This window comes from Litorisediminivivens sp. KMU-197, from assembly GCF_056858395.1.
In genome coordinates this window covers 280,726-298,665 of record NZ_JBXEQG010000003.1, presented here as the reverse complement: position 1 = coordinate 298,665, position 17,940 = coordinate 280,726, and the positions used below count along the sequence as shown (strand labels likewise).

Below are 17,940 nucleotides of genomic sequence, written 5' to 3'. Positions count from 1 at the left end.
GGCCGGTACGCGTCAGCCCTGCGTGGACCAGCGGTCAAGCACGAAGCGCGCCGTCATCAGATCCAGATGCGCGCCGCCGCCGTTCTTGAACAGCGTGATCTCGTCGTCGTTTTTCCGCCGCATCTTCTCCGGTTCGTAGAAGTCCGCCAGCAGGTCGGCCCGGGCAATCGCACCGCTGTCCAGCGGCATCTGGATCTCGCCGATGTGTCCCACCGTCGTGTCGAAGCTGTCCACGAAGACGCGGGCGCGCTGCATGGTCGTGTCATCGGCCTCGCGCATGTCGGCCCGGTAGGCCCCGATCAGGTCGATGTGCTGGCCGGGCTGCAGCCAGTCACCGCGCAAAACCGGCGCCGTGGCCATGGTGGCGCTGGTGACGATGTCGGCCTCGCGCACCGCGGCCTCAAGCTCGTCCGCGACCGTCATGCCTGCGCACGCCGCTGCAAGCTCACGCGCCTTTGAGGCGGTGCGGCTCCAGACCGCGAACTGCGCCTCCGGGAAACCTGCCGAATAGGCCTCGTAAAGCGATCGTGCCACCGTGCCGGCCCCGATAATCAGCACCTTGCGCGCGTCACGACGCGCCAGCCGCAGGGCACCCAGCAGGGAATCGCCGGCGGTCTTCCACTTGGTTACCAGATGAAAGTCGACCATCGCCTCAAGCACGCCGGTCTTGTCGTCGAACAGGCTGACCGCACCGTTGACGCTGGGCAGGTCGCGAGTGCCGTTGCCGGGATGGATCGTGGCGGTCTTCACCAGCGAGCCCAGCCCGTCGATCCATGCCGCCCGGCTGAGCAGGGTATCCTCGCCACGGCGCAGAACGGTGTCTCCGATCTCGGCCCGCGGCAGGCGGTGCCCGGCCTTCAACGCCTCGGTCAGGGCGATCCAGTCCAGCAGGCGTTCACCTTCGGCAAAGGGGATGGTCGGAAAGCTCATTCGGCCTCCTCCTCGGTCAGAAGTCCCTCGGACACCAGCCGCGCGGCCCAGCCGTCCGCGCCCTGAAACAGGTGTACCTGCCATCCGCGCGCCTCGGCCACGGCGATGTTGTCGGCGCGATCGTCGGCAAAGAGCAGTGCCTCGGGCGCCACGCCGCACGTAGTCTCGAGCAGCTGGTAAATCTGCGACTCAGGCTTGATCGACCCGATATGGCCCGAGATATAGGCCTGGTCGAACTCGGTCAGGAACGGATAGTGCTGGCAGGCGATCTCGAAGGTGCGAACGCCAAAGTTGCTGAGCGCATAGACCGGCACGCCATTGGCCCTAAGGCCGCGCAGCAGCCTGACCGAGCGGTCGATGGCCGGGCTGCACAGTTCGATCCAGTTGTCGCGCCACAGCCTGACCTCGCTGGCCCAGGCCGGGTGCGCCTCGGCCAGATCGTTGACGGCAGAGGCGAAGTCCACACCGCGGTCGACCTGGTCATTCATCGCCATCAGCGGAACTTCGTCAAAGAACCGCGTCCGGCGTTCCGGCCCGAGGCGTACATCGAAGAACCGCTGAGGATTCCACTCGATCAGCACGTTGCCGATGTCGAAGACCACGGCCTCGATCGTCATTGCAGCGCGCCCGATGCGCGGATGACGCCGGCCTCGATCCCGCGCCGACTGAGTATCGGCACGTTGACACGGCGACGGGCCGCAGGATGCTCCGGCTCCAACGCGCCCAGCCGTATCAGAATCTGAGCAATCGCGGCCTCGCTGGCCCGCGTGGCACCATCGGCGATCTTCAACGCCACACCCAGCCCTTGCTTCGGCAGAATCGCGGTAAAGACACCGTCGGCCCCGGTCTTGACCACCGCACCCGGCACGGCGCGCATCAGTTCGGTACAGGCGCGGCCTTCGCCCGCCACCAGATCGGGGTGGGCGCACATCGAGGCCACCAGCCGCGCGGCGGCCCGGCTCATGGCATCGTCACGGCCCTCAGCCGATGCGAAATACGCCATCGACCGCGCAATCCCGTGCATAGAGGCCGCGAAATTCGGCGCCGAGCAGCCGTCGATGCCGTAGCCGGTGCTGGTTTCCCGCGTTACCGTTTCGAAGGCCTCGAGCACGGCGCGCTGCACGGGATGGTCGGGCAGGATATACTCTGGCCCGCCACCGATATGCCGGTTCAGCATCAGGAAACCGCAGTGCTTGCCCGAGCAGTTGTTGTGCACCTGACAGGGCGAGGCATCGGCCTTGACCAGCGCGGTGCGCGCCGCGCGGTCGACCGGCATCTGCGGCCCGCAGCGCAGGTCGTCCTCGCCAAGCCCCATGTCGGTCAACCAGGAGGTCGCCAGGTCGGTATGGATCGCGCCGCCGTCGTGGCTTGCGCAGGCCAGCGCCAGGTGCCGCTCGGACAACCCCGCGCCCGCGCCACTGGTCAGCAGGGGCAGCGCCTGAACCATCTTGATCGACGACCGTGGCAGTATGGGCAAATCCGGGTCGCCCCAGGCCTCCACGATATCGCCCCTGGAATCGCAGATCACCGCATGACCCGCATGGGCCGACTCGAGAATATTTCCGCGCCAGACCTCGACCAGAGGCACCGCGGCGGACAGGGGGGATTGGGTCATCAAACACCGTTCAACTATTGGCGATTTTCTGCCAACGGACCTTTCGCCCGTCGCACCTTTGACGCTAATATGCTTTGGTCGAGAAGGAAATGGCCGCGCAAGACCCATGAGCCAAAAGGGGCGCCGCCAAAGATCAGAAATTGAGGCTGAGGACAGCTTGGAGGCTGGACATATGAATTTTCGTATTGCGCGCAGTATGGCCGCAGTGATTGCACTGGCGGTCGCAACCGGCGTGGCAGCACAGCAGGAAAGTACCAATCGCGTCGCGGCCCAGACCGATTGGAGCGTGTTCACCGAGGACGATCCGAAAGAGTGCTGGGCGGTCACCCGGCCGAAGGAAACCGTCAACACGAGGGATGGCCGCGTGGTGGCCGTGCGGCGTGGCGACATCCTGCTGTTTGCCTTCTACCGCCCCGAGGCGGGGGTGAACAAACCGCAGCTGACCTTCACCGGCGGCTACCCTTTCGCCAGCGGATCGACCGTCAATATCGATATCAGCGGCACGTCGTTCGAATTGTTCACCGAAGGGGAATGGGCCTGGGCGGCGAGCCCGGCAGATGACGCCAAGATCATCACCGCGATGAAGCGCGGGTCCGAGGCGGTGCTGACCGCGCGTTCTTCGCGCGGGACCGTCACCAAGGACACGTTCTCTCTGTTGGGCTTCACCGCCATGATCGAGGACGCCGAAAAGCGCTGCGCCGGGTAACCGGTGCTGCGGCCCTCGCGGGTCGCATCCGTCATCCCTGCCGCACAGGCAGCAAGTTGCGCGTCCGGGTCCGGGCGCGCAAATTCTTTGATTCCTGCCCCGAATCCTATATGTGGGGCACTTCGTTCGACATGAGAGCCCCGTTATGACCGCGCCGATCACCCAGGATGTGCTGACCATCCCCCGCAAGCTGCCCGAGTCCGGCAAGACCAACCTCGTCGGTCTGACCCGCGACGCCATGCGCGACGCGCTGATCCGGATCGGCACGCCGGAAAAACAGGCCAGGATGCGGGTCGGCCAGATCTGGCAGTGGATCTACCAATGGGGCGTCCGCGACTTCGACGTGATGACCAACCTCTCCAAGGCCTATCGCGCCGAACTGGCCGAGCATTTCGTGATCGAACTGCCGGAGGTTGTGACCAAGTCGGTCTCGGCCGACGGCACGCGCAAATACCTTGTCCGCATCGCCGGCGGACACGAGGTCGAGGTGGTTTATATCCCCGAGGCCGACCGCGGCACGCTCTGCATTTCAAGCCAGGTGGGCTGTACGCTGACCTGCTCGTTCTGCCACACCGGTACCCAGAAACTGGTGCGCAACCTGACCGCGGGCGAGATCATCGGCCAGGTCATGCTGGCCCGCGACGACCTTGGCGAATGGCCCGAGCGCGGTGCGCCGAAGAACGAGACACGGCTTCTGTCGAACATCGTGCTAATGGGAATGGGCGAGCCGCTCTACAACTTCGAGAACGTGCGCGACGCGATGAAGATCGCTATGGACCCCGAAGGCATCCAACTGTCGCGCCGCCGCATCACGCTGTCGACATCGGGCGTTGTGCCAGAAATCGCGCGCACCGCCGAAGAGATCGGCTGCCTGCTGGCGGTCAGCTTCCACGCCACCACCGACGAGGTGCGCAACACGCTGGTGCCGATCAACAAGCGCTGGAACATCGAGGAACTGCTCGGCGCGCTGCGCGACTATCCCCGGATCTCGAACTCCGAGCGGATCACCTTCGAATACGTCATGCTCAAGGGCGTCAACGACAGTGACGCCGACGCGAGGCGGCTGGTGAAACTGATTCAGGGCATCCCGGCGAAGATCAACCTGATCCCGTTCAACGAATGGCCCGGCTCGCCCTACGAGCGCTCCGATTGGGAGCGGATCGAGAAGTTTGCCGACATCGTGCACAAGGCGGGCTATGCCAGCCCGATTCGCACGCCCCGGGGCGAGGACATCATGGCCGCCTGCGGCCAGCTCAAGTCCGCCACCGAGCGTGCCCGCAAGTCGCGCAAGGCGATCGAGGCCGAGGCCGGTCTGGACCGCTGAGGCCGCGCAATCGGGGGCGCTGCCCCCGCCTTCGGCTCCCCCCGGGATGTTTTCGGCCAGAAGAAGCACTGGACCTGCCTGACCTTCGGCGCGGGGCATTGTGCTTGCGCCCGGCACGGGCGCTTGTGATAACGGCGTGACCAGAGGGCCAGACATGAGAAAACAGGACATGAACCGCGACTGGATCGCCACCGCCCGCACGCTTTCCCAGGCCCTGCCCTATCTGCAGCGCTACACCGGTGCCATCGTCGTCATCAAGCTGGGCGGTCACGCCATGGGCTCGGACGAGGCGATGGAGGAATTCGCCCGCGACGTGGTGCTGATGCAGCAGGTCGGCGTGAACCCGGTGGTAGTGCACGGCGGCGGCCCTATGATCAATGCCATGCTGGACAAGCTGGGGATCGAGTCGAGCTTTGTGAACGGCAAGCGGGTCACCGACAAGGCAACGGTTGACGTGGTCGAGATGGTGCTCTCTGGCCTCGTGAACAAGCGCATCGTGCAGGCGATCAACGGTCAGGGTGGCAAGGCGGTGGGCGTGTCGGGCAAGGATGCCAACCTGATCGTCTGCGAGCAGACCCATGCCGATCTGGGGTTTGTCGGAACGCCGAAGGAGATCAATACCGCGGTGCTGCATGACATGTTCCGGTCCAATACCATCCCGGTGATCGCGCCGCTGGGCGCCGGGCGGAAGGGCGAGACCTTCAACATCAACGGCGACACCGCGGCGGGGGCCATCGCCGGGGCGCTCAAGGCCGACCGGCTGCTGCTGCTGACCGACGTGGCCGGCGTCAAGAATGACAGCGGCGAGGTGGTGACCGAATTGACGGCGGCCCAAATCCGGCAGATGACAAGCGACGGCGTGATTGCCGGCGGCATGATCCCCAAGACCGAGACCGCGCTGGATGCGATCGAACGCGGGGTGCGCGCGGTGGTGATCCTCGATGGCCGCGCCCCCAATGCCTGCCTGCTGGAGCTTTACACCGAACACGGCGCGGGATCGCTGATCCGGGACATGCCGAAGCAGTGATTGGTTACATGCGGTCTGCTGCATATATTGCACCGCATGGAGCATGAAGCCGTCATTCGCCTGGGGTTTTTCCTCGGGCTGTTCACCCTCTTCGCCGCGCTCGAGGCATGGACACCGCGCAGGGACCGTCAGCGGCCCCGCACGCGACGCTGGCTGACCAACTGGGGGATCACCGTCGTCGACACGTTGACCTTGCGTGCATTGGCCTTCGGGTTGCCGCTGCTGGCCATCGGCGCGGCGGTGGACGCCGAGGCGCAGGGTTGGGGGCTGTTCAACCTTCTGGACTGGCCCGCGTGGCTCGAGATCGGGCTGGCGGTGCTGATCTTCGACTTCGCGATCTGGCTTCAGCACCTGATCACCCACAAGGTGCCGCTGCTGTGGCGGCTGCACCGGGTGCACCATGCCGATGTCGAGTTCGACGTGACAACGGCGATCCGTTTCCATCCGGTCGAAATCGCGTTGTCGATGCTCTTGAAGATCGGGCTGGTCTATCTGCTGGGTCCGGCCGCCGTCGCGGTGCTGATCTTCGAGGTGCTGCTGAATGGCACGGCTCTCTTCACCCATTCGAACCTGCGCCTGCCGCTCTGGCTCGACGCGGCGCTGCGCCGGGTGCTGGTGACGCCCGACATGCACCGGGTGCATCACTCCGTGCATCGTCACGAGCATGACAGCAACTACGGCTTCGCGCTTTCTGTCTGGGACCGGCTGTTCCGCACCTACCGGCCCCAGCCCGAGGCCGGGCACGACGGCATGACCATCGGGCTGGAGTGGCAGGACGAAAGGCCGACGCAACTGGGGTGGAGCCTGTGGCTGCCGTTTATGAAACGCTAGTCTCCGACGCCGAGGCGCGGCACCTGCGGGTGCTGGGCGGGTTTCACCCGGGGCCGCAGGACGGCGCACCGAAGGACTGCGCCACGCTGCTGATGATCGGTCCGGCCGAGCCCGCCTTTTGGCCGGCTTTCCAAGAAAGTGCCGAATACCGTGACGGCCTTGCCGACCCGCTTGACCGGTGGTCGAAGCGTGTGCTGGGCGGCTGGGCGCGGGACATCGGCGCCGCGGCACTTTTTCCGTCGGACGGCCGCCCCTATGCTCCCTTCATCGCCTGGGCCAAGGCCACGGGGCGGGTCTGGAACTCGCCCGCGGGTGTGCTGGTGCATGACCGCGCCGGTCTTATGGTGTCGTTTCGCGGGGCGCTGGCCCTGTCACAGACGGTGGACCTGCCCCCTGCCCCGTCAAGACCCTGCGACAGTTGCGACGACAAACCCTGCCTTACCGCCTGCCCTGTCGGCGCGCTGGCCGGGGCGCAGACCTACGATGTGCCGCGCTGCAAGGCCTATCTGGACACGGCACCGGGGCGCGATTGCATGACGCGGGGCTGCGCGGTACGGAGGGCTTGCCCGGTCTCGCAATCGTGGGGCCGGGCCGAAGCGCAATCGGCGTTCCACATGAGGAGCTTTCACCCGGAATGGTCCGACGCCTGATCCTGATGCGACATGCCAAATCAAGCTGGGGCGACCCCGGCCTTGCCGATTATGCGCGGCCCCTGAACCGACGCGGGGCGCGGGCGGCAAAGGCCATGGGCGATTGGCTGCGACACCGGGGCCACCTGCCGGACGCGGCGATCAGTTCCGACAGCACCCGCACGCGCGCGACATTTGAAGGGCTGGCACTGACCTGTCCGGTGCGGTTCACGGCCAACCTCTATCACGCCGGCGCTGAAGAGATGCTGGCGGAGCTACAAGATGCCGAGGGCACGACGCTGCTGATGATCGGCCACAATCCGGGCATCGCCGAATTCGCCGCGCGGATGGTGGCGCACCCGCCGGATCATCCCCGGTTCCGCGACTATCCCACCTGCGCGACGCTTGTGGCTGATGTTCCGGGCAGTTGGGCAGAGGCACGGTTCGGAACGACCGTGGCGCGCGACTTCGTGATACCGCGCGAATTGGGCTGAGACAGCCGACGATCATGGTACCTGTGGCCTGCGCCGCCGTCTCGGGAAGGGGCGGCGCAAGGAGGTCCCGGGTCAGGCCCGGGACGGGATCTTGGCAATCCGCGGCGCGTCAGTGCCCCAGGATCTGGCTCAGGAACAGCTTGGTGCGCTCGTTCTGGGGGTTGTTGAAGAACTCTTCCGGTTCGTTCTGTTCGACGATCTGGCCGGCGTCCATAAAGATCACACGGTTCGCCACCTGCCGCGCGAAGCCCATCTCGTGGGTCACGCAGAGCATGGTCATGCCTTCCTCGGCCAGCTCGACCATGGTGTCCAGAACCTCTTTGATCATCTCGGGATCGAGCGCCGAAGTCGGTTCGTCAAACAGCATGATCCGCGGCTTCATGCACAGCGACCGGGCAATTGCCACGCGCTGCTGCTGACCGCCGGAAAGTTGGCCGGGATACTTGTTGGCTTGCTCGGGAATCTTCACCTTGCGCAGGAAATGCATCGCGATTTCCTCGGCTTCCTTCTTGGGTGTCTTGCGGACCCAGATCGGCGCGAGGGTGCAGTTTTCAAGGATCGTCAGATGCGGGAACAGGTTGAAGTGCTGGAACACCATGCCAACCTCGGACCGGATCTTGTCGATGTTCTTGAGGTCCGACGACAGGATCGTGCCATCGACGGTAATCTTGCCCTTCTGGTGTTCTTCCAGCGCGTTGATGCAGCGGATCAGCGTCGATTTACCGGACCCCGAAGGCCCCGCGATCACGATCCGTTCGCCCCTGTGCACCGTCAGGTCGATGTCGCGCAGCACGTGGAAGGTGCCGTACCACTTGTTCATGTTCTCGATCTGAATCGCGACTTCGTCGGTGATGTGCAGTTGAGTTTGTGCAGGTTGAGCCATGTCCAAACCCCTTTCTTAACGGTGATCGGTCTGAAGCTGACGCTCCAGCCATTGTGAATATTGCGAGATCGAGTAGCAGACGATGAAGAACAGCAGGACCGCGAAGCCCCACAGCTCCCAGTAAACGCCGTTCCACTCGGTCGAGGCCAGGATCGGACCGCGGATCATGCCGACAAGGTCGAACATCGAGATCACCGACACCAGCGTGGTGTCCTTGAACAGGCCCACCGCCACGTTGACGATGCCGGGGATCGAGATCTTCAGCGCCTGCGGCATGATGATCAGCCGCGTTGCCTGAGCATAGTCGAGGCCCAGGCTGTCCGCCGCCTCGTACTGGCCGCGCGGCAGCGCCGCCAGACCGCCCCGGATCACCTCGGCAATATAGGCCGACGAAAACGCGGTGATCATGATGATGACGCGGATAATCAGGTCGAAGTTAGTCCCCGGCGGCAGGAAGTAGGCCAGCACCACGTTGGCGACGAACAGCAGCGTGATCAGCGGCACGCCGCGGATGAACTCGATGAAGACGACGCAGATCCACTTGATGATCGGCATGTCCGACTGCCGGCCCAGCGCCAGCAGGATGCCGATGGGCAGCGAAAGCGACACGCAGACCACGCCGAGGATCATGTTGAGCATGAAGCCACCCATGTCGCGCGACGCCACCTGCTCGAGTGCCAGGAAACCCGGCATGGCGTCAACAAGGAACCCGCCCAGCGCCCATGTCACCACCGCGGCGACAAGGAAGGCCAGCGCACCCATCGCGAAGCTTTGGTGCTCGACTTTCTTGAAGGCGATGTAACCGATCACGAATCCTGCCAGCGCCACCAGCGGCGCCAGGATGCTGCCGCCCCAGATCAGCCAGAAGGCGATGAAGGGGTAGAGGCCGGTGAAGATCAGCATACCCTTGGGCAAATGGCTGAACAATACAGGCGCGGCGGCCAAACCCAGCAGCAAGAAGGCAAGGATCAGCCTCCAGTATTGATCGGTCGGATATTTGAAACCAAACAGCAGCTGGTTCCAGCGCTCGGTCAGGACCGAGAAACAGCCCCCCGTCGTGCCCTGCAGGATCTCGCGGCACTCGGCCAGCGAATCCGTGGACCAGATGCCGTTGACGAACCATGGAAGCGCGCCCGCGACGATCTTGTAGATCACGAAGATCGCCAGCAATGTCATCAGGGTGTTGACCCACCCCTTGAAGAGGTTCTCGCGCATCCAGTGGACGACACCAACTTCGGATGCAGGCGGCTCTGCCTCGGGCAGCATGGTTTCACGGACGTAGGCGACGCTTTCGGCATGCATGTCGGACATGATCAGCGCTCCTTCAGCTTAACGGCGTTGTTGTAGACGTTCATCAGCGCCGAAATGGCGAGCGAGATCGTCAGGTAGAACAACATCAGCAACAACACGCATTCGATGGCGCGGCCGGTCTGGTTCAACGTGATGCCGCCCAGCGTCCCGGTCAGGTCCATGTAGCCCACGGCAATCGCCAGCGACGAGTTCTTGGTCAGGTTCAGATACTGCGAGATCAGCGGCGGAATGATGACCCGCAGCGCCTGCGGGAGTACCACCAGATTCATGATCCGGTTGGGGCGCAGCCCAAGCGAGGCCGCAGCCTCGGTCTGGCCCTTCGAAACGGCCAGGATGCCGGCGCGGACGTTCTCGGCGATGAAGGCGGCGGTATAGATCGACAGGGCAAACCACAGCGCGATCAGCGAGTTGCGCATGTAGATGCCGCCCTGGAAGTTGAAGCCCTTCAGCTCCGGGTATTCCAGCGTGATCGGCATGCCAAGCACGAAGAACACCAGCAGCGATGGAATGAAGAACAGCGCCGCCGTGGGCCAGGCACGGGGCAAAAGCACGCCTTCGTCATAAAGCTTTTTGGTGGTGTAGCGACGGTAGAACACGATCGCCACGATCGAGGCAATGAAGGTCGCGACCACCAACCAACCGCCGGGTCCGAACACCGGTGCCGGCAGATAGAAGCCTCGGCCGGTGAAGGCGAAGGCATCCCACAGCATCGAAGCTTCGGCCGGATCGCCGCGGAAGTCGCGCGGCTGCGGCAGGACGGCCACGAAGATCGCCATGATCACCAGAATCCAGATCAGCACCGGCACGTTGCGGAAGATCTCGACATAGACCGACATCAGCTTGCGGATCAGCCAGTTCGGCGACAGCCGCAGCACACCCACGAAGACGCCGACGATGGTGGCCATGATGCAGCCCAGGACAGCCACCAGCAGCGTGTTCAGCACACCCACCATGGCGGCGCGCCAGTGACTCGACTGGCTGTTGTAGTCGATCAGGGTCTGGTTGATGTCATAGCCGGCAGGCTCGCCCAGAAAGTCGTAGGAAATGTTCAACCCGGCCGCGGCCAGGTTCTGGACAAGGTTCCATCCAAGATAGGCCATGGCGAAGATCAGCAGGATCAGCGCAATGAACTGGAATGTGATGGATCGATATCGGGTGTCGTTGACAAGCTGCGAAAGCCGGAACGACTCCGCCGGTGGGTCGGAGAAAGTCGACATGTATTTTCAGATCCCTGGGTTTCCGCTGTATCGTCTGGCCGGCGGCTGTCCCGCTCTGTGACCGGTCGCGGATATTCTTGTTGTCTTGCAAAGGGCAGCAGGGGCGCGGCATGACCCGCGCCCCTGCCGTATCAGTGTTTAGCGGAACGGCGGGGCGTACATCAGGCCGCCGTCGGTCCATTGTGCGTTCAGGCCGCGCGACAGGCCCACCGGGGTGTTCTCACCGATGTGCTTCTCGAACAGTTCACCATAGTTGCCGCCCGCCATGATGGCGCGCTTGGCCCAGTCGGCGTCCAGACCCAGCATCTCGCCCAGGCTGCCTTCGGTGCCCAGCAGACGGTTGATTTCCGGGTTGTCGGTGCCTTGCGACAGCTCTTCGATGTTGGCCGAGGTGATGCCGTACTCTTCCGCGGCGATCAGCGCGTTCAGCACCCAGCGGTTGATGTCGCCCCAGTCGTTGTCGCCGTGGCGGACCAGCGGGCCCAGCGGCTCTTTCGAGATGATCTCGGGCAGAACGACGTGGTCGCCCGGATTCTCGAACGCGGCGCGAGTCGCGGCCAGGCCGGAGGCGTCGGTGGTGTAGACGTCGCAGGCGCCTTCCAGGTACAGCGGCTGTGCTTCGGCGTTGGTTTCGATCGGAACCGGCTCATACGAGATGTTGTTCTTGCGGAAGTAGTCCGCCAGGTTCAGCTCGGTGGTGGTGCCGGTCTGGATGCAGACGGTGGCGCCGTCCAGTTCCTTGGCCGAGGACACGCCCAGCGACTTCGGAACCATGAAGCCCTGACCGTCGTAGTAGTTGACGCCCACGAATTCGAACTTCAGGTCGACATCGCGCGAGAAGGTCCAGGTGGTGTTGCGGGCCAGCGTGTCAATCTCGCCCGAGGCCAGCGCGGTGAAGCGCGTCTTGCCTGTCGTGGGCACGAATTCCACAGCGGTCGGATCGTTCAGCACAGCGGCTGCGATCGCACGGCAGATGCCGACATCGAAGCCGTCCCAGTTGCCGTTGGCGTCGGGGGCGGCAAAGCCCACGAGACCGGTTGTCACACCGCAGTTAAGCTTGCCGCGTGCCTTCACATCGTCCAGCGTGGCTGCGGCGGCAGCGCCGGCAGCAAGACCGGCGACGGTCATCGCGCCAAGAAATACGGATTTGTTCATGGATTACCTCTTCCTGTTTTCAGCCGTTTTACGCAAACGGTCTCGCCGGCCCTGGGCCGGATTCGGTGTCCAAGAGGGCCGAGGCCCCCTGACAGGGCTGAGTGTGTGAATAATTTGGCGCGAAGGTCAAGCCTTGCGGGGTAAATTCACCGTCGCCGAACCGACAACACGGCGCATGACGAAAGGTCAACGCGCGTGGCACAGGCGCCAGACACGCGCCGCGTGCAGAAAGGCCGCGCGCTTGATCGCGGCCTGCTCGGCGGCCTCTTCATCCGCGCCCCATTGCTCTTCCTGCCAGGTCTCGTCGATACGCGACAAGCGCCACAATGCCTCGTCCGTTTGGTGCCCCCGGGTCACCGCCAGACCGATCACCAGCGACCCCGACAGCGACACCAGATCGTGCAGCGCGGCCAGTTCGAACGGATTGCACTGGTGGACCACGTCGCGCAACGGCTTCAGCGCCGCGTCGTCCTGAGCCAGGTGCATCACGCCGCTGGTCACCGCCAGCCGCGCGCCATAGGTGCTTTCCGCCCAGTCCAGCAGCGGGTCCCAGCCCGCGTCATGGCGGTCGCGCAGCGCTTCAGGCACACCCGCGCGATAGCACAGCAGGTCGGTGCCGCCGTAATCGGCGATCATGTCGGCCACCTCGGCCTGCTGTACCGCGACCTTGTCGATGGCGGCATTTGCGGTGCGGGTGAAGGGCATCCTGGTGGGGTCAATATGTTCGTCCACCGCGTTCCATTCCTCGGCCACCGCATCGGCCATGGCGCGGGTCGGCATCACCAGCGGCGCCTTTGCCGGGGTCTTGACGGGACGACCGTCCAGAGCGACGCCGAAACCGCCGGCCGTCTCTTGCACCGTCGCCTGTTTCCAGAACCGCTTGGCTTTCCACTCGCTCATGCCCGGTGCCCCCATCTGTCGTCCAGTAGCGCCGGCAATTCCGCGATGTCATCGAGGATCACGCCGGCCGCCGTCAGTTCCTCGCGCGGGTGATACCCCCAGCTCACGCCGATGCCGAAGACCCCTGCGGCCCGCGCCATGTCCATGTCGAAGGTGGTGTCGCCTATCATGACCGCATCCGTTGCATTGACCCCGGCCTCGCCCACCGCGGCGTGAAGCATCGCCGGATGCGGCTTCGACGGGTGATAATCCGCCACCTGCTCGGTGATGAAGGTCCGCTCGAGTCCATGCGCCTGCAACAGGGCCGTCAGCCCGCGCCGGGATTTGCCGGTCGCGATGCCCAGAAGCCAGCCGTCGCGTTTCTCAAGCTCGGCCAGCATCTCCAGAACGCCGGGAAACAGCGGCGCCGCGACCCCGGGTTTCTGACGGCTGATGTAGGCGTCCTTGTAGGCGCTCATCATGATGCCCAGCGTGTCTCGCGATGCGTCCGGCGCCAATTTCGCTATCGCCAGATCGAGCGAGAGGCCGACGATCGACAGGACTTCGGACCGGGGTGGCGCGGTACGCCCGACCGCATCGAAACTGGCGTGCATCGCCGCGACGATATCGGCCTGGCTGTCGACCAGCGTGCCATCCACGTCGAAGATCGCCAGCCGCAACGGCCTCATTGCAGCGCCTCGAAGGGGTCGTCCGCGGCCAGATCCTCGGTCCATCCCAGCGTCTCGAACGTCTCGGACATATGCGCGGGCAGCGGCGCGGTGATGCTGACCTGCTTGCGGGTTTCGGGGTGCTCGAAGGTCATCGTCCGGGCGTGCAGGTGCAGCTTGGACGAGATGATCCCGCCCAACTTGGCGCCCCAGCCATCGCCCAGATTCTCTTGACCCGAGCCGCCGTACTTGCCGTCGCCGATGATCGGATGCCCGATCTCGGCCATGTGCGCCCGCAACTGGTGCGTTCGCCCGGTGATCGGCTCCATCGCCACCCACGCCGCGCGGCTGGCCACCCGGTAGAGCGTCGCATATTGCGTGATCGCGCGCTTGGCACCCGGCGTGGCCTCGACCTCGCGGGGGTGCACCGCGCGCATCTTCTCACCCTCGCCGTGGCGGCCGTGACCGGCGGCCTTCACCAGCCCGTACTTGATCTCGCCAAGGTAGGGCGTCGGCACGCCGGCCACCACGGCCCAGTAGATCTTGCGCGTCTCGCGGTGGCGGATCGCGGCGGTCAGCGCCCGCGCCATGGCCTGTGTCCGCGCCAGCAGCAGCACGCCCGAGGTGTCCTTGTCGAGCCGATGCACCAGCCGGGGCTTTTCGTCATAGCCGAACTTCAGTGCCTCGGCCAATCCGTCCACGTGTTTGGTCTGCTTGCTGCCGCCCTGCGTCGGCAGGCCCGGCGGCTTGTTCAGCGCGATGATGTGATCGTCCTTCCAGATCACGGCATCCCGGATCATCCTGGCGTCGGCCTGCGAAATGTCGGTGGCCTTCGGCGCTGGCTTCGACAGTTCCTCGTCGGGAATCGGCGGTATGCGCACCTCTTGCCCGGCCTCGATCCGGGTCGCGCTTTTCACCCGCGCGCCGTCGACCCGCAGGTCGCCCTTGCGGCACATCTTCTCGATCCGCCCCTGGCTCAGGTGCGGGAACATCCGCCTGAGCCAGCGGTCGATCCGCTGCCCGCCGTCGCCCTCGGCCACGATCTGCTTCTGCACGCCGCTCATGCGAAATACCCCCGCGCTGTCATCATCCCGGCAAACAGCGCCACGATTGCCATAAGGACCGAGCCCACGACATAAAGCGCCGCCGTCGTCACCTGCCCGCGCTCGAACAGCGCCACCGTGTCCAATGAAAAAGCCGAGAAGGTGGTGAACCCGCCCAGCACCCCGGTCATCAAAAGCGGCGCAAACCGCGTCGCGTGGTAATGCGCCAGCACCACCACCAGCGCCCCCATCAGGAAAGAGCCCGCGACGTTCACGATCAGCGTGCCCCAGGGAAAGCCGTGCCCGATCAGTCGCACCGCCGCGATGCCGGTCAGGTACCGCGCTGTCGCGCCGATGGCGCCGCCGAATGCGACTTGAAGAAGGGTTGCTGTCATGCCGCGTCTGTCGCGCGGTGCCGGCGGGTTGTCAAGGCGCGCACACCGTAGGCCGGGCTTCAGCCCGGCAATCGCCACGCCGGGCTGAAGCCCGGCCTACGTCATCCGGCGAGGGGCTCGCTACCCCTCGCGCTTCGACCGCAACTTAGCGAAATAATCCACCCGCTTCTTCAACTCCCGCTCGAACCCGCGCTCCACCGGCAGGTACATAACTGGCCGCGTCATCCCGTCAGGAAAGTAGTTCTGCCCCGAAAACCCGTCCTCGGCGTCGTGGTCATAGGCATAGCCGTCGCCATACCCCTGTTCCTTCATCAGCCTGGTCGGGGCGTTCAGGATATGCTTGGGCGGCGGCTCCGATCCGGTGCGCTTGGCCTCGTTCCGCGCCGCCTTGTAGGCGACGTAGACCGCGTTCGATTTCGGTGCCAGTGCGATATAGGTCAGCGCCTGCGCGATCGCCAACTCACCCTCGGGGCTGCCCAGCCGCTCGAATGTTTCCCATGCCTGAAGGCAGACCGCCTGCGCCTGCGGGTCGGCCAGACCGATGTCTTCGACCGCCATGCGGGTGATCCGCCGGGCAAGGTAGCGGGGGTCCTCGCCGCCCTCCAGCATCCGCGCATACCAATAGAGCGCCGCGTCCGGGTCCGAGCCGCGCACCGATTTGTGCAAGGCCGAGATCAAGTTGTAATGCGCGTCGCCCGACTTGTCATACTGCGCCGCCCGCCGCATCAGCCGCTGCGACAGCGCCTTGGGGTCGAGCTGGTCGGCAACGTCCCAGGCCATGATCTGCTCAATCAGGTTCAGCAGCGCCCGCCCGTCGCCGTCGGCCATCTCGAGCAGCGCCTCGCGTGCCGGGCCGTCCAGCGGCAAGGCGCGGTCCATCTCTCGCTCGGCGCGCTGTGCCAGCCGCTCGAGGTCGCTCAACTCCAGCCGCGTCAGCACCAGCACCTGTGCCCGGCTCAGCAAAGCGGCGTTCAGTTCAAACGACGGGTTCTCGGTGGTCGCCCCCACCAGAAGGATCGTGCCGTCCTCCATATGCGGCAGGAACCCGTCCTGCTGCGCCTTGTTGAAACGGTGGATCTCGTCGACGAAAAGCAGCGTCCCCTGCCCGTTCGCCCGCCGGTGCTTGGCCTGCTCAAACACCTTGCGCAACTCGGCCACGCCGGTGAAGATCGCGCTGATCTGCACGAAATGCAGGTCGGTAACGTCCGCCAGCAGCCGCGCGATGGTGGTCTTGCCCACCCCCGGCGGCCCCCAGAACACCAGCGACGACAAAGCGCCCGACGACAGCATCACGCCCAGTGGCGCTTCCGGCCCCATCACCTGTTCCTGCCCGATCACCTCGTCCAGCGCCTTGGGCCGCAGCCGGTCGGCCAGCGGACGGGGGGCGGTATCGGGCAGAGCGTCGGGGGCGTTGTCGAAAAGGTCCGCCACCCGCTCAGACCCGGAATCTGAGGGCGATGCGCCGGTTGCCGCGCAGCACCTCGATGCCGATGCGGCCCGAAGCCCGGCGCAGCACCGCGCCGACATCGGACGGCCGGTCGATGCGCACCCGCCCCACCGACAGCACGATGTCGCCGGGCTGCAACCCTAGCCGCGTGCCCAGCTCTCCCGGTTCGACCACCATGACACCCTCCGGTCCGTCGGGCAGACCCAGTTCATCGCGCAACGCTGGATTGGCCCGCGCCAGAACCAGCCCGTGCAGAACCTCGCGGCGGCCCAGCCGGACCTCTTCCCGCGGGGGAATGTCGGGCGGGGCGATCATCGCCACCTCGACCTCAAGCTCGTCACCGCCGCGGACATAGGTCACCCGCGCCGCCGCCCCGATGCCGCGCACCGCCATGCGAAAGGCCATCTCGGCCGGCGTGTTGACCGGCTGGCCATCGACATAGAGCACCACGTCGCCCACCCGCAGGCCGGCCGCCGCAAAGGGGCTGCCCGGCCGCAATTCCGAGATTACCACGCCACCCGGCACTGCCAGTCCAAGCGAATCCGAGATGTCGGCGTCCACCGCCTGACCGGTGATGCCAGCCCAGGGACGGCGGAACCGCACCTCGCCGTCGCGGGCCTGATCGACGAATTGTTCAACCAGCGACGCGGGAATGGCGAAGCCGATGCCGTTCGAGCCGCCCGATCGCGTCAGGATCGAGGTGTTGATGCCGATCAGCCGGCCCTCAACGTCGATCAGCGCCCCGCCCGAGTTGCCGGGGTTGATCGGCGCGTCGGTCTGGATGAAATACCCGCGCATGTTGCCGGTCGCCATGCCGGACCGCGCCAGCCCCGACACGATCCCCGAAGACACGGTCTGTCCGACACCGAAGGGGTTGCCGATGGCCAGCACCAGTTCGCCCACCTCGACGGTGTCGCTGTCGCGAAGCGGCAGGTGCGGCATGTCGCTGGCGCCTTCCAGCCGCAGGATCGCAAGGTCGCTTTGTTCGTCGGCCAAAAGCACACGCGCGCCGAATTCGCGGCGGTCGTTCAGCACCACGCGGATGTCGGTGGCCTGCCCGACCACGTGATAGTTCGACACCACGATGCCGTCGTCCGACAGGATCACGCCCGAGCCCAGAGAATTCTGAACCCGCGGTCGTATCGTCCCGAAATCACGAAAGAATTCGCGGAAAAAGGGATCGTCGGCGAAGGGGCTGCGGCGGCGGGTCTCGACCACACGGCTGGCGTAGATATTGACCACCGCCGGAGCGGCTTCGCGCACGAGGGGCGCAAAGCTCAGCGAGATCTCGGACCGGCTCTGCGGCACGCGTGTCTCGGCCCACAGGGGCTGCACCATCAGGACCGTCAGAATTGCCGCAATCAACCGCATGATACCCCTCCGGAA

At 65.2% G+C, this 17,940-nt stretch carries 19 protein-coding genes; 6 read left to right on the top strand and 13 right to left on the bottom strand.

The features are described 5' to 3' along the window. Nucleotides 1–12: 12 nt before the first annotated feature. Genes AC04PT_RS09330 through AC04PT_RS09320 form a run of 3 tightly spaced genes read right to left on the bottom strand, consistent with a single transcriptional unit; the run spans nucleotide 13 to nucleotide 2,545 of the window. The gene (locus AC04PT_RS09330) at nucleotides 13–930 is read right to left on the bottom strand and encodes an ornithine cyclodeaminase family protein (RefSeq protein WP_482873378.1); all 918 of its coding nucleotides are present in this window, start codon (nucleotides 928–930) and stop codon (nucleotides 13–15) included. Next, nucleotides 927–1,547: an HAD family hydrolase gene (locus tag AC04PT_RS09325; RefSeq protein WP_482873377.1), complete on the bottom strand. Its 621-nt coding sequence runs from the start codon at nucleotides 1,545–1,547 to the stop codon at nucleotides 927–929. The genes AC04PT_RS09330 and AC04PT_RS09325 overlap by 4 nt, the downstream gene beginning before the upstream one ends. Continuing rightward, nucleotides 1,544–2,545 carry an asparaginase gene (locus AC04PT_RS09320; protein WP_482873376.1) on the bottom strand — a complete coding sequence of 334 codons (1,002 nt, stop codon included), beginning with the start codon at nucleotides 2,543–2,545 and terminating at the stop codon, nucleotides 1,544–1,546. Before AC04PT_RS09320 ends, AC04PT_RS09325 begins: the two co-directional genes overlap by 4 nt. A gap of 196 nt (nucleotides 2,546–2,741) precedes the next feature. Here AC04PT_RS09320 and AC04PT_RS09315 point away from each other — a divergent pair, with 196 nt between their 5' ends. The 6 genes from AC04PT_RS09315 to AC04PT_RS09290 all read left to right on the top strand — a co-directional run bounded on the left by AC04PT_RS09315 (nucleotide 2,742) and on the right by AC04PT_RS09290 (nucleotide 7,556). After that, entirely contained in the window at nucleotides 2,742–3,251 is a 510-nt protein-coding gene (locus AC04PT_RS09315) for an invasion associated locus B family protein (protein ID WP_482873375.1), read from the top strand. A gap of 145 nt (nucleotides 3,252–3,396) precedes the next feature. Next, entirely contained in the window at nucleotides 3,397–4,575 is a 1,179-nt protein-coding gene (gene rlmN / locus AC04PT_RS09310) for a dual-specificity RNA methyltransferase RlmN (RefSeq protein ID WP_482873374.1), read from the top strand. Nucleotides 4,576–4,729: 154 nt separating this feature from the next. Beyond that, nucleotides 4,730–5,602: an acetylglutamate kinase gene (gene argB / locus AC04PT_RS09305; RefSeq protein WP_482873373.1), complete on the top strand. Its 873-nt coding sequence runs from the start codon at nucleotides 4,730–4,732 to the stop codon at nucleotides 5,600–5,602. A gap of 36 nt (nucleotides 5,603–5,638) precedes the next feature. Next, complete coding sequence (locus AC04PT_RS09300) at nucleotides 5,639–6,433, top strand: sterol desaturase family protein (protein ID WP_482873372.1); 795 nt, start codon at nucleotides 5,639–5,641, stop codon at nucleotides 6,431–6,433. Further along, nucleotides 6,409–7,083, top strand: coding sequence for a ferredoxin (locus AC04PT_RS09295; protein ID WP_482873371.1), 675 nt, complete (start codon nucleotides 6,409–6,411; stop codon nucleotides 7,081–7,083). The genes AC04PT_RS09300 and AC04PT_RS09295 overlap by 25 nt, the downstream gene beginning before the upstream one ends. Continuing rightward, nucleotides 7,068–7,556 carry a SixA phosphatase family protein gene (locus AC04PT_RS09290; protein ID WP_482873370.1) on the top strand — a complete coding sequence of 163 codons (489 nt, stop codon included), beginning with the start codon at nucleotides 7,068–7,070 and terminating at the stop codon, nucleotides 7,554–7,556. The genes AC04PT_RS09295 and AC04PT_RS09290 overlap by 16 nt, the downstream gene beginning before the upstream one ends. A 109-nt stretch (nucleotides 7,557–7,665) precedes the next feature. On the opposite strand, the gene AC04PT_RS09285 is transcribed toward AC04PT_RS09290, so the two are convergent. The 10 genes from AC04PT_RS09285 to AC04PT_RS09240 all read right to left on the bottom strand — a co-directional run bounded on the left by AC04PT_RS09285 (nucleotide 7,666) and on the right by AC04PT_RS09240 (nucleotide 17,925). Continuing rightward, nucleotides 7,666–8,439, bottom strand: a complete 774-nt coding sequence (locus AC04PT_RS09285; protein WP_482873369.1) for an amino acid ABC transporter ATP-binding protein — start codon at nucleotides 8,437–8,439, stop codon at nucleotides 7,666–7,668. Between the two features lie 15 nt (nucleotides 8,440–8,454). Further along, nucleotides 8,455–9,750, bottom strand: coding sequence for an amino acid ABC transporter permease (locus AC04PT_RS09280; RefSeq protein WP_482873368.1), 1,296 nt, complete (start codon nucleotides 9,748–9,750; stop codon nucleotides 8,455–8,457). A gap of 2 nt (nucleotides 9,751–9,752) precedes the next feature. Then, nucleotides 9,753–10,967 carry an amino acid ABC transporter permease gene (locus tag AC04PT_RS09275; RefSeq protein ID WP_482873367.1) on the bottom strand — a complete coding sequence of 405 codons (1,215 nt, stop codon included), beginning with the start codon at nucleotides 10,965–10,967 and terminating at the stop codon, nucleotides 9,753–9,755. 138 nt (nucleotides 10,968–11,105) lie between these two features. Continuing rightward, nucleotides 11,106–12,122 carry an amino acid ABC transporter substrate-binding protein gene (locus AC04PT_RS09270; RefSeq protein WP_482873366.1) on the bottom strand — a complete coding sequence of 339 codons (1,017 nt, stop codon included), beginning with the start codon at nucleotides 12,120–12,122 and terminating at the stop codon, nucleotides 11,106–11,108. 186 nt (nucleotides 12,123–12,308) lie between these two features. Then, nucleotides 12,309–13,022 carry an ATP12 family chaperone protein gene (locus tag AC04PT_RS09265; RefSeq protein ID WP_482873365.1) on the bottom strand — a complete coding sequence of 238 codons (714 nt, stop codon included), beginning with the start codon at nucleotides 13,020–13,022 and terminating at the stop codon, nucleotides 12,309–12,311. Next, nucleotides 13,019–13,690, bottom strand: a complete 672-nt coding sequence (locus AC04PT_RS09260; RefSeq protein ID WP_482873364.1) for an HAD-IA family hydrolase — start codon at nucleotides 13,688–13,690, stop codon at nucleotides 13,019–13,021. The genes AC04PT_RS09265 and AC04PT_RS09260 overlap by 4 nt, the downstream gene beginning before the upstream one ends. Continuing rightward, nucleotides 13,687–14,733 (bottom strand): RluA family pseudouridine synthase, encoded by a 1,047-nt coding sequence (locus tag AC04PT_RS09255; RefSeq protein WP_482873363.1) that lies wholly within the window; start codon nucleotides 14,731–14,733, stop codon nucleotides 13,687–13,689. The genes AC04PT_RS09260 and AC04PT_RS09255 overlap by 4 nt, the downstream gene beginning before the upstream one ends. Beyond that, nucleotides 14,730–15,107 carry a fluoride efflux transporter CrcB gene (gene crcB / locus AC04PT_RS09250; protein ID WP_482873362.1) on the bottom strand — a complete coding sequence of 126 codons (378 nt, stop codon included), beginning with the start codon at nucleotides 15,105–15,107 and terminating at the stop codon, nucleotides 14,730–14,732. The genes AC04PT_RS09255 and crcB overlap by 4 nt, the downstream gene beginning before the upstream one ends. 120 nt (nucleotides 15,108–15,227) lie before the next feature. Beyond that, entirely contained in the window at nucleotides 15,228–16,538 is a 1,311-nt protein-coding gene (locus AC04PT_RS09245) for a replication-associated recombination protein A (RefSeq protein WP_482873361.1), read from the bottom strand. Between the two features lie 4 nt (nucleotides 16,539–16,542). Next, nucleotides 16,543–17,925, bottom strand: a complete 1,383-nt coding sequence (locus tag AC04PT_RS09240; protein ID WP_482873360.1) for a trypsin-like peptidase domain-containing protein — start codon at nucleotides 17,923–17,925, stop codon at nucleotides 16,543–16,545. Nucleotides 17,926–17,940 lie beyond the last annotated feature (15 nt).

Coding starts and splice junctions, on each gene's coding strand:
- AC04PT_RS09330 (WP_482873378.1), bottom strand. CDS start 930: ATGAGCTTTCCGACCATCCCCTTTGCCGAAGGTGAACGCCTGCTGGAC.
- AC04PT_RS09325 (WP_482873377.1), bottom strand. CDS start 1,547: ATGACGATCGAGGCCGTGGTCTTCGACATCGGCAACGTGCTGATCGAG.
- AC04PT_RS09320 (WP_482873376.1), bottom strand. CDS start 2,545: ATGACCCAATCCCCCCTGTCCGCCGCGGTGCCTCTGGTCGAGGTCTGG.
- AC04PT_RS09315 (WP_482873375.1), top strand. CDS start 2,742: ATGGCCGCAGTGATTGCACTGGCGGTCGCAACCGGCGTGGCAGCACAG.
- rlmN (WP_482873374.1), top strand. CDS start 3,397: ATGACCGCGCCGATCACCCAGGATGTGCTGACCATCCCCCGCAAGCTG.
- argB (WP_482873373.1), top strand. CDS start 4,730: ATGAGAAAACAGGACATGAACCGCGACTGGATCGCCACCGCCCGCACG.
- AC04PT_RS09300 (WP_482873372.1), top strand. CDS start 5,639: ATGGAGCATGAAGCCGTCATTCGCCTGGGGTTTTTCCTCGGGCTGTTC.
- AC04PT_RS09290 (WP_482873370.1), top strand. CDS start 7,068: ATGGTCCGACGCCTGATCCTGATGCGACATGCCAAATCAAGCTGGGGC.
- AC04PT_RS09285 (WP_482873369.1), bottom strand. CDS start 8,439: ATGGCTCAACCTGCACAAACTCAACTGCACATCACCGACGAAGTCGCG.
- AC04PT_RS09280 (WP_482873368.1), bottom strand. CDS start 9,750: ATGTCCGACATGCATGCCGAAAGCGTCGCCTACGTCCGTGAAACCATG.
- AC04PT_RS09275 (WP_482873367.1), bottom strand. CDS start 10,967: ATGTCGACTTTCTCCGACCCACCGGCGGAGTCGTTCCGGCTTTCGCAG.
- AC04PT_RS09270 (WP_482873366.1), bottom strand. CDS start 12,122: ATGAACAAATCCGTATTTCTTGGCGCGATGACCGTCGCCGGTCTTGCT.
- AC04PT_RS09265 (WP_482873365.1), bottom strand. CDS start 13,022: ATGAGCGAGTGGAAAGCCAAGCGGTTCTGGAAACAGGCGACGGTGCAA.
- AC04PT_RS09260 (WP_482873364.1), bottom strand. CDS start 13,690: ATGAGGCCGTTGCGGCTGGCGATCTTCGACGTGGATGGCACGCTGGTC.
- AC04PT_RS09255 (WP_482873363.1), bottom strand. CDS start 14,733: ATGAGCGGCGTGCAGAAGCAGATCGTGGCCGAGGGCGACGGCGGGCAG.
- crcB (WP_482873362.1), bottom strand. CDS start 15,107: ATGACAGCAACCCTTCTTCAAGTCGCATTCGGCGGCGCCATCGGCGCG.
- AC04PT_RS09240 (WP_482873360.1), bottom strand. CDS start 17,925: ATGCGGTTGATTGCGGCAATTCTGACGGTCCTGATGGTGCAGCCCCTG.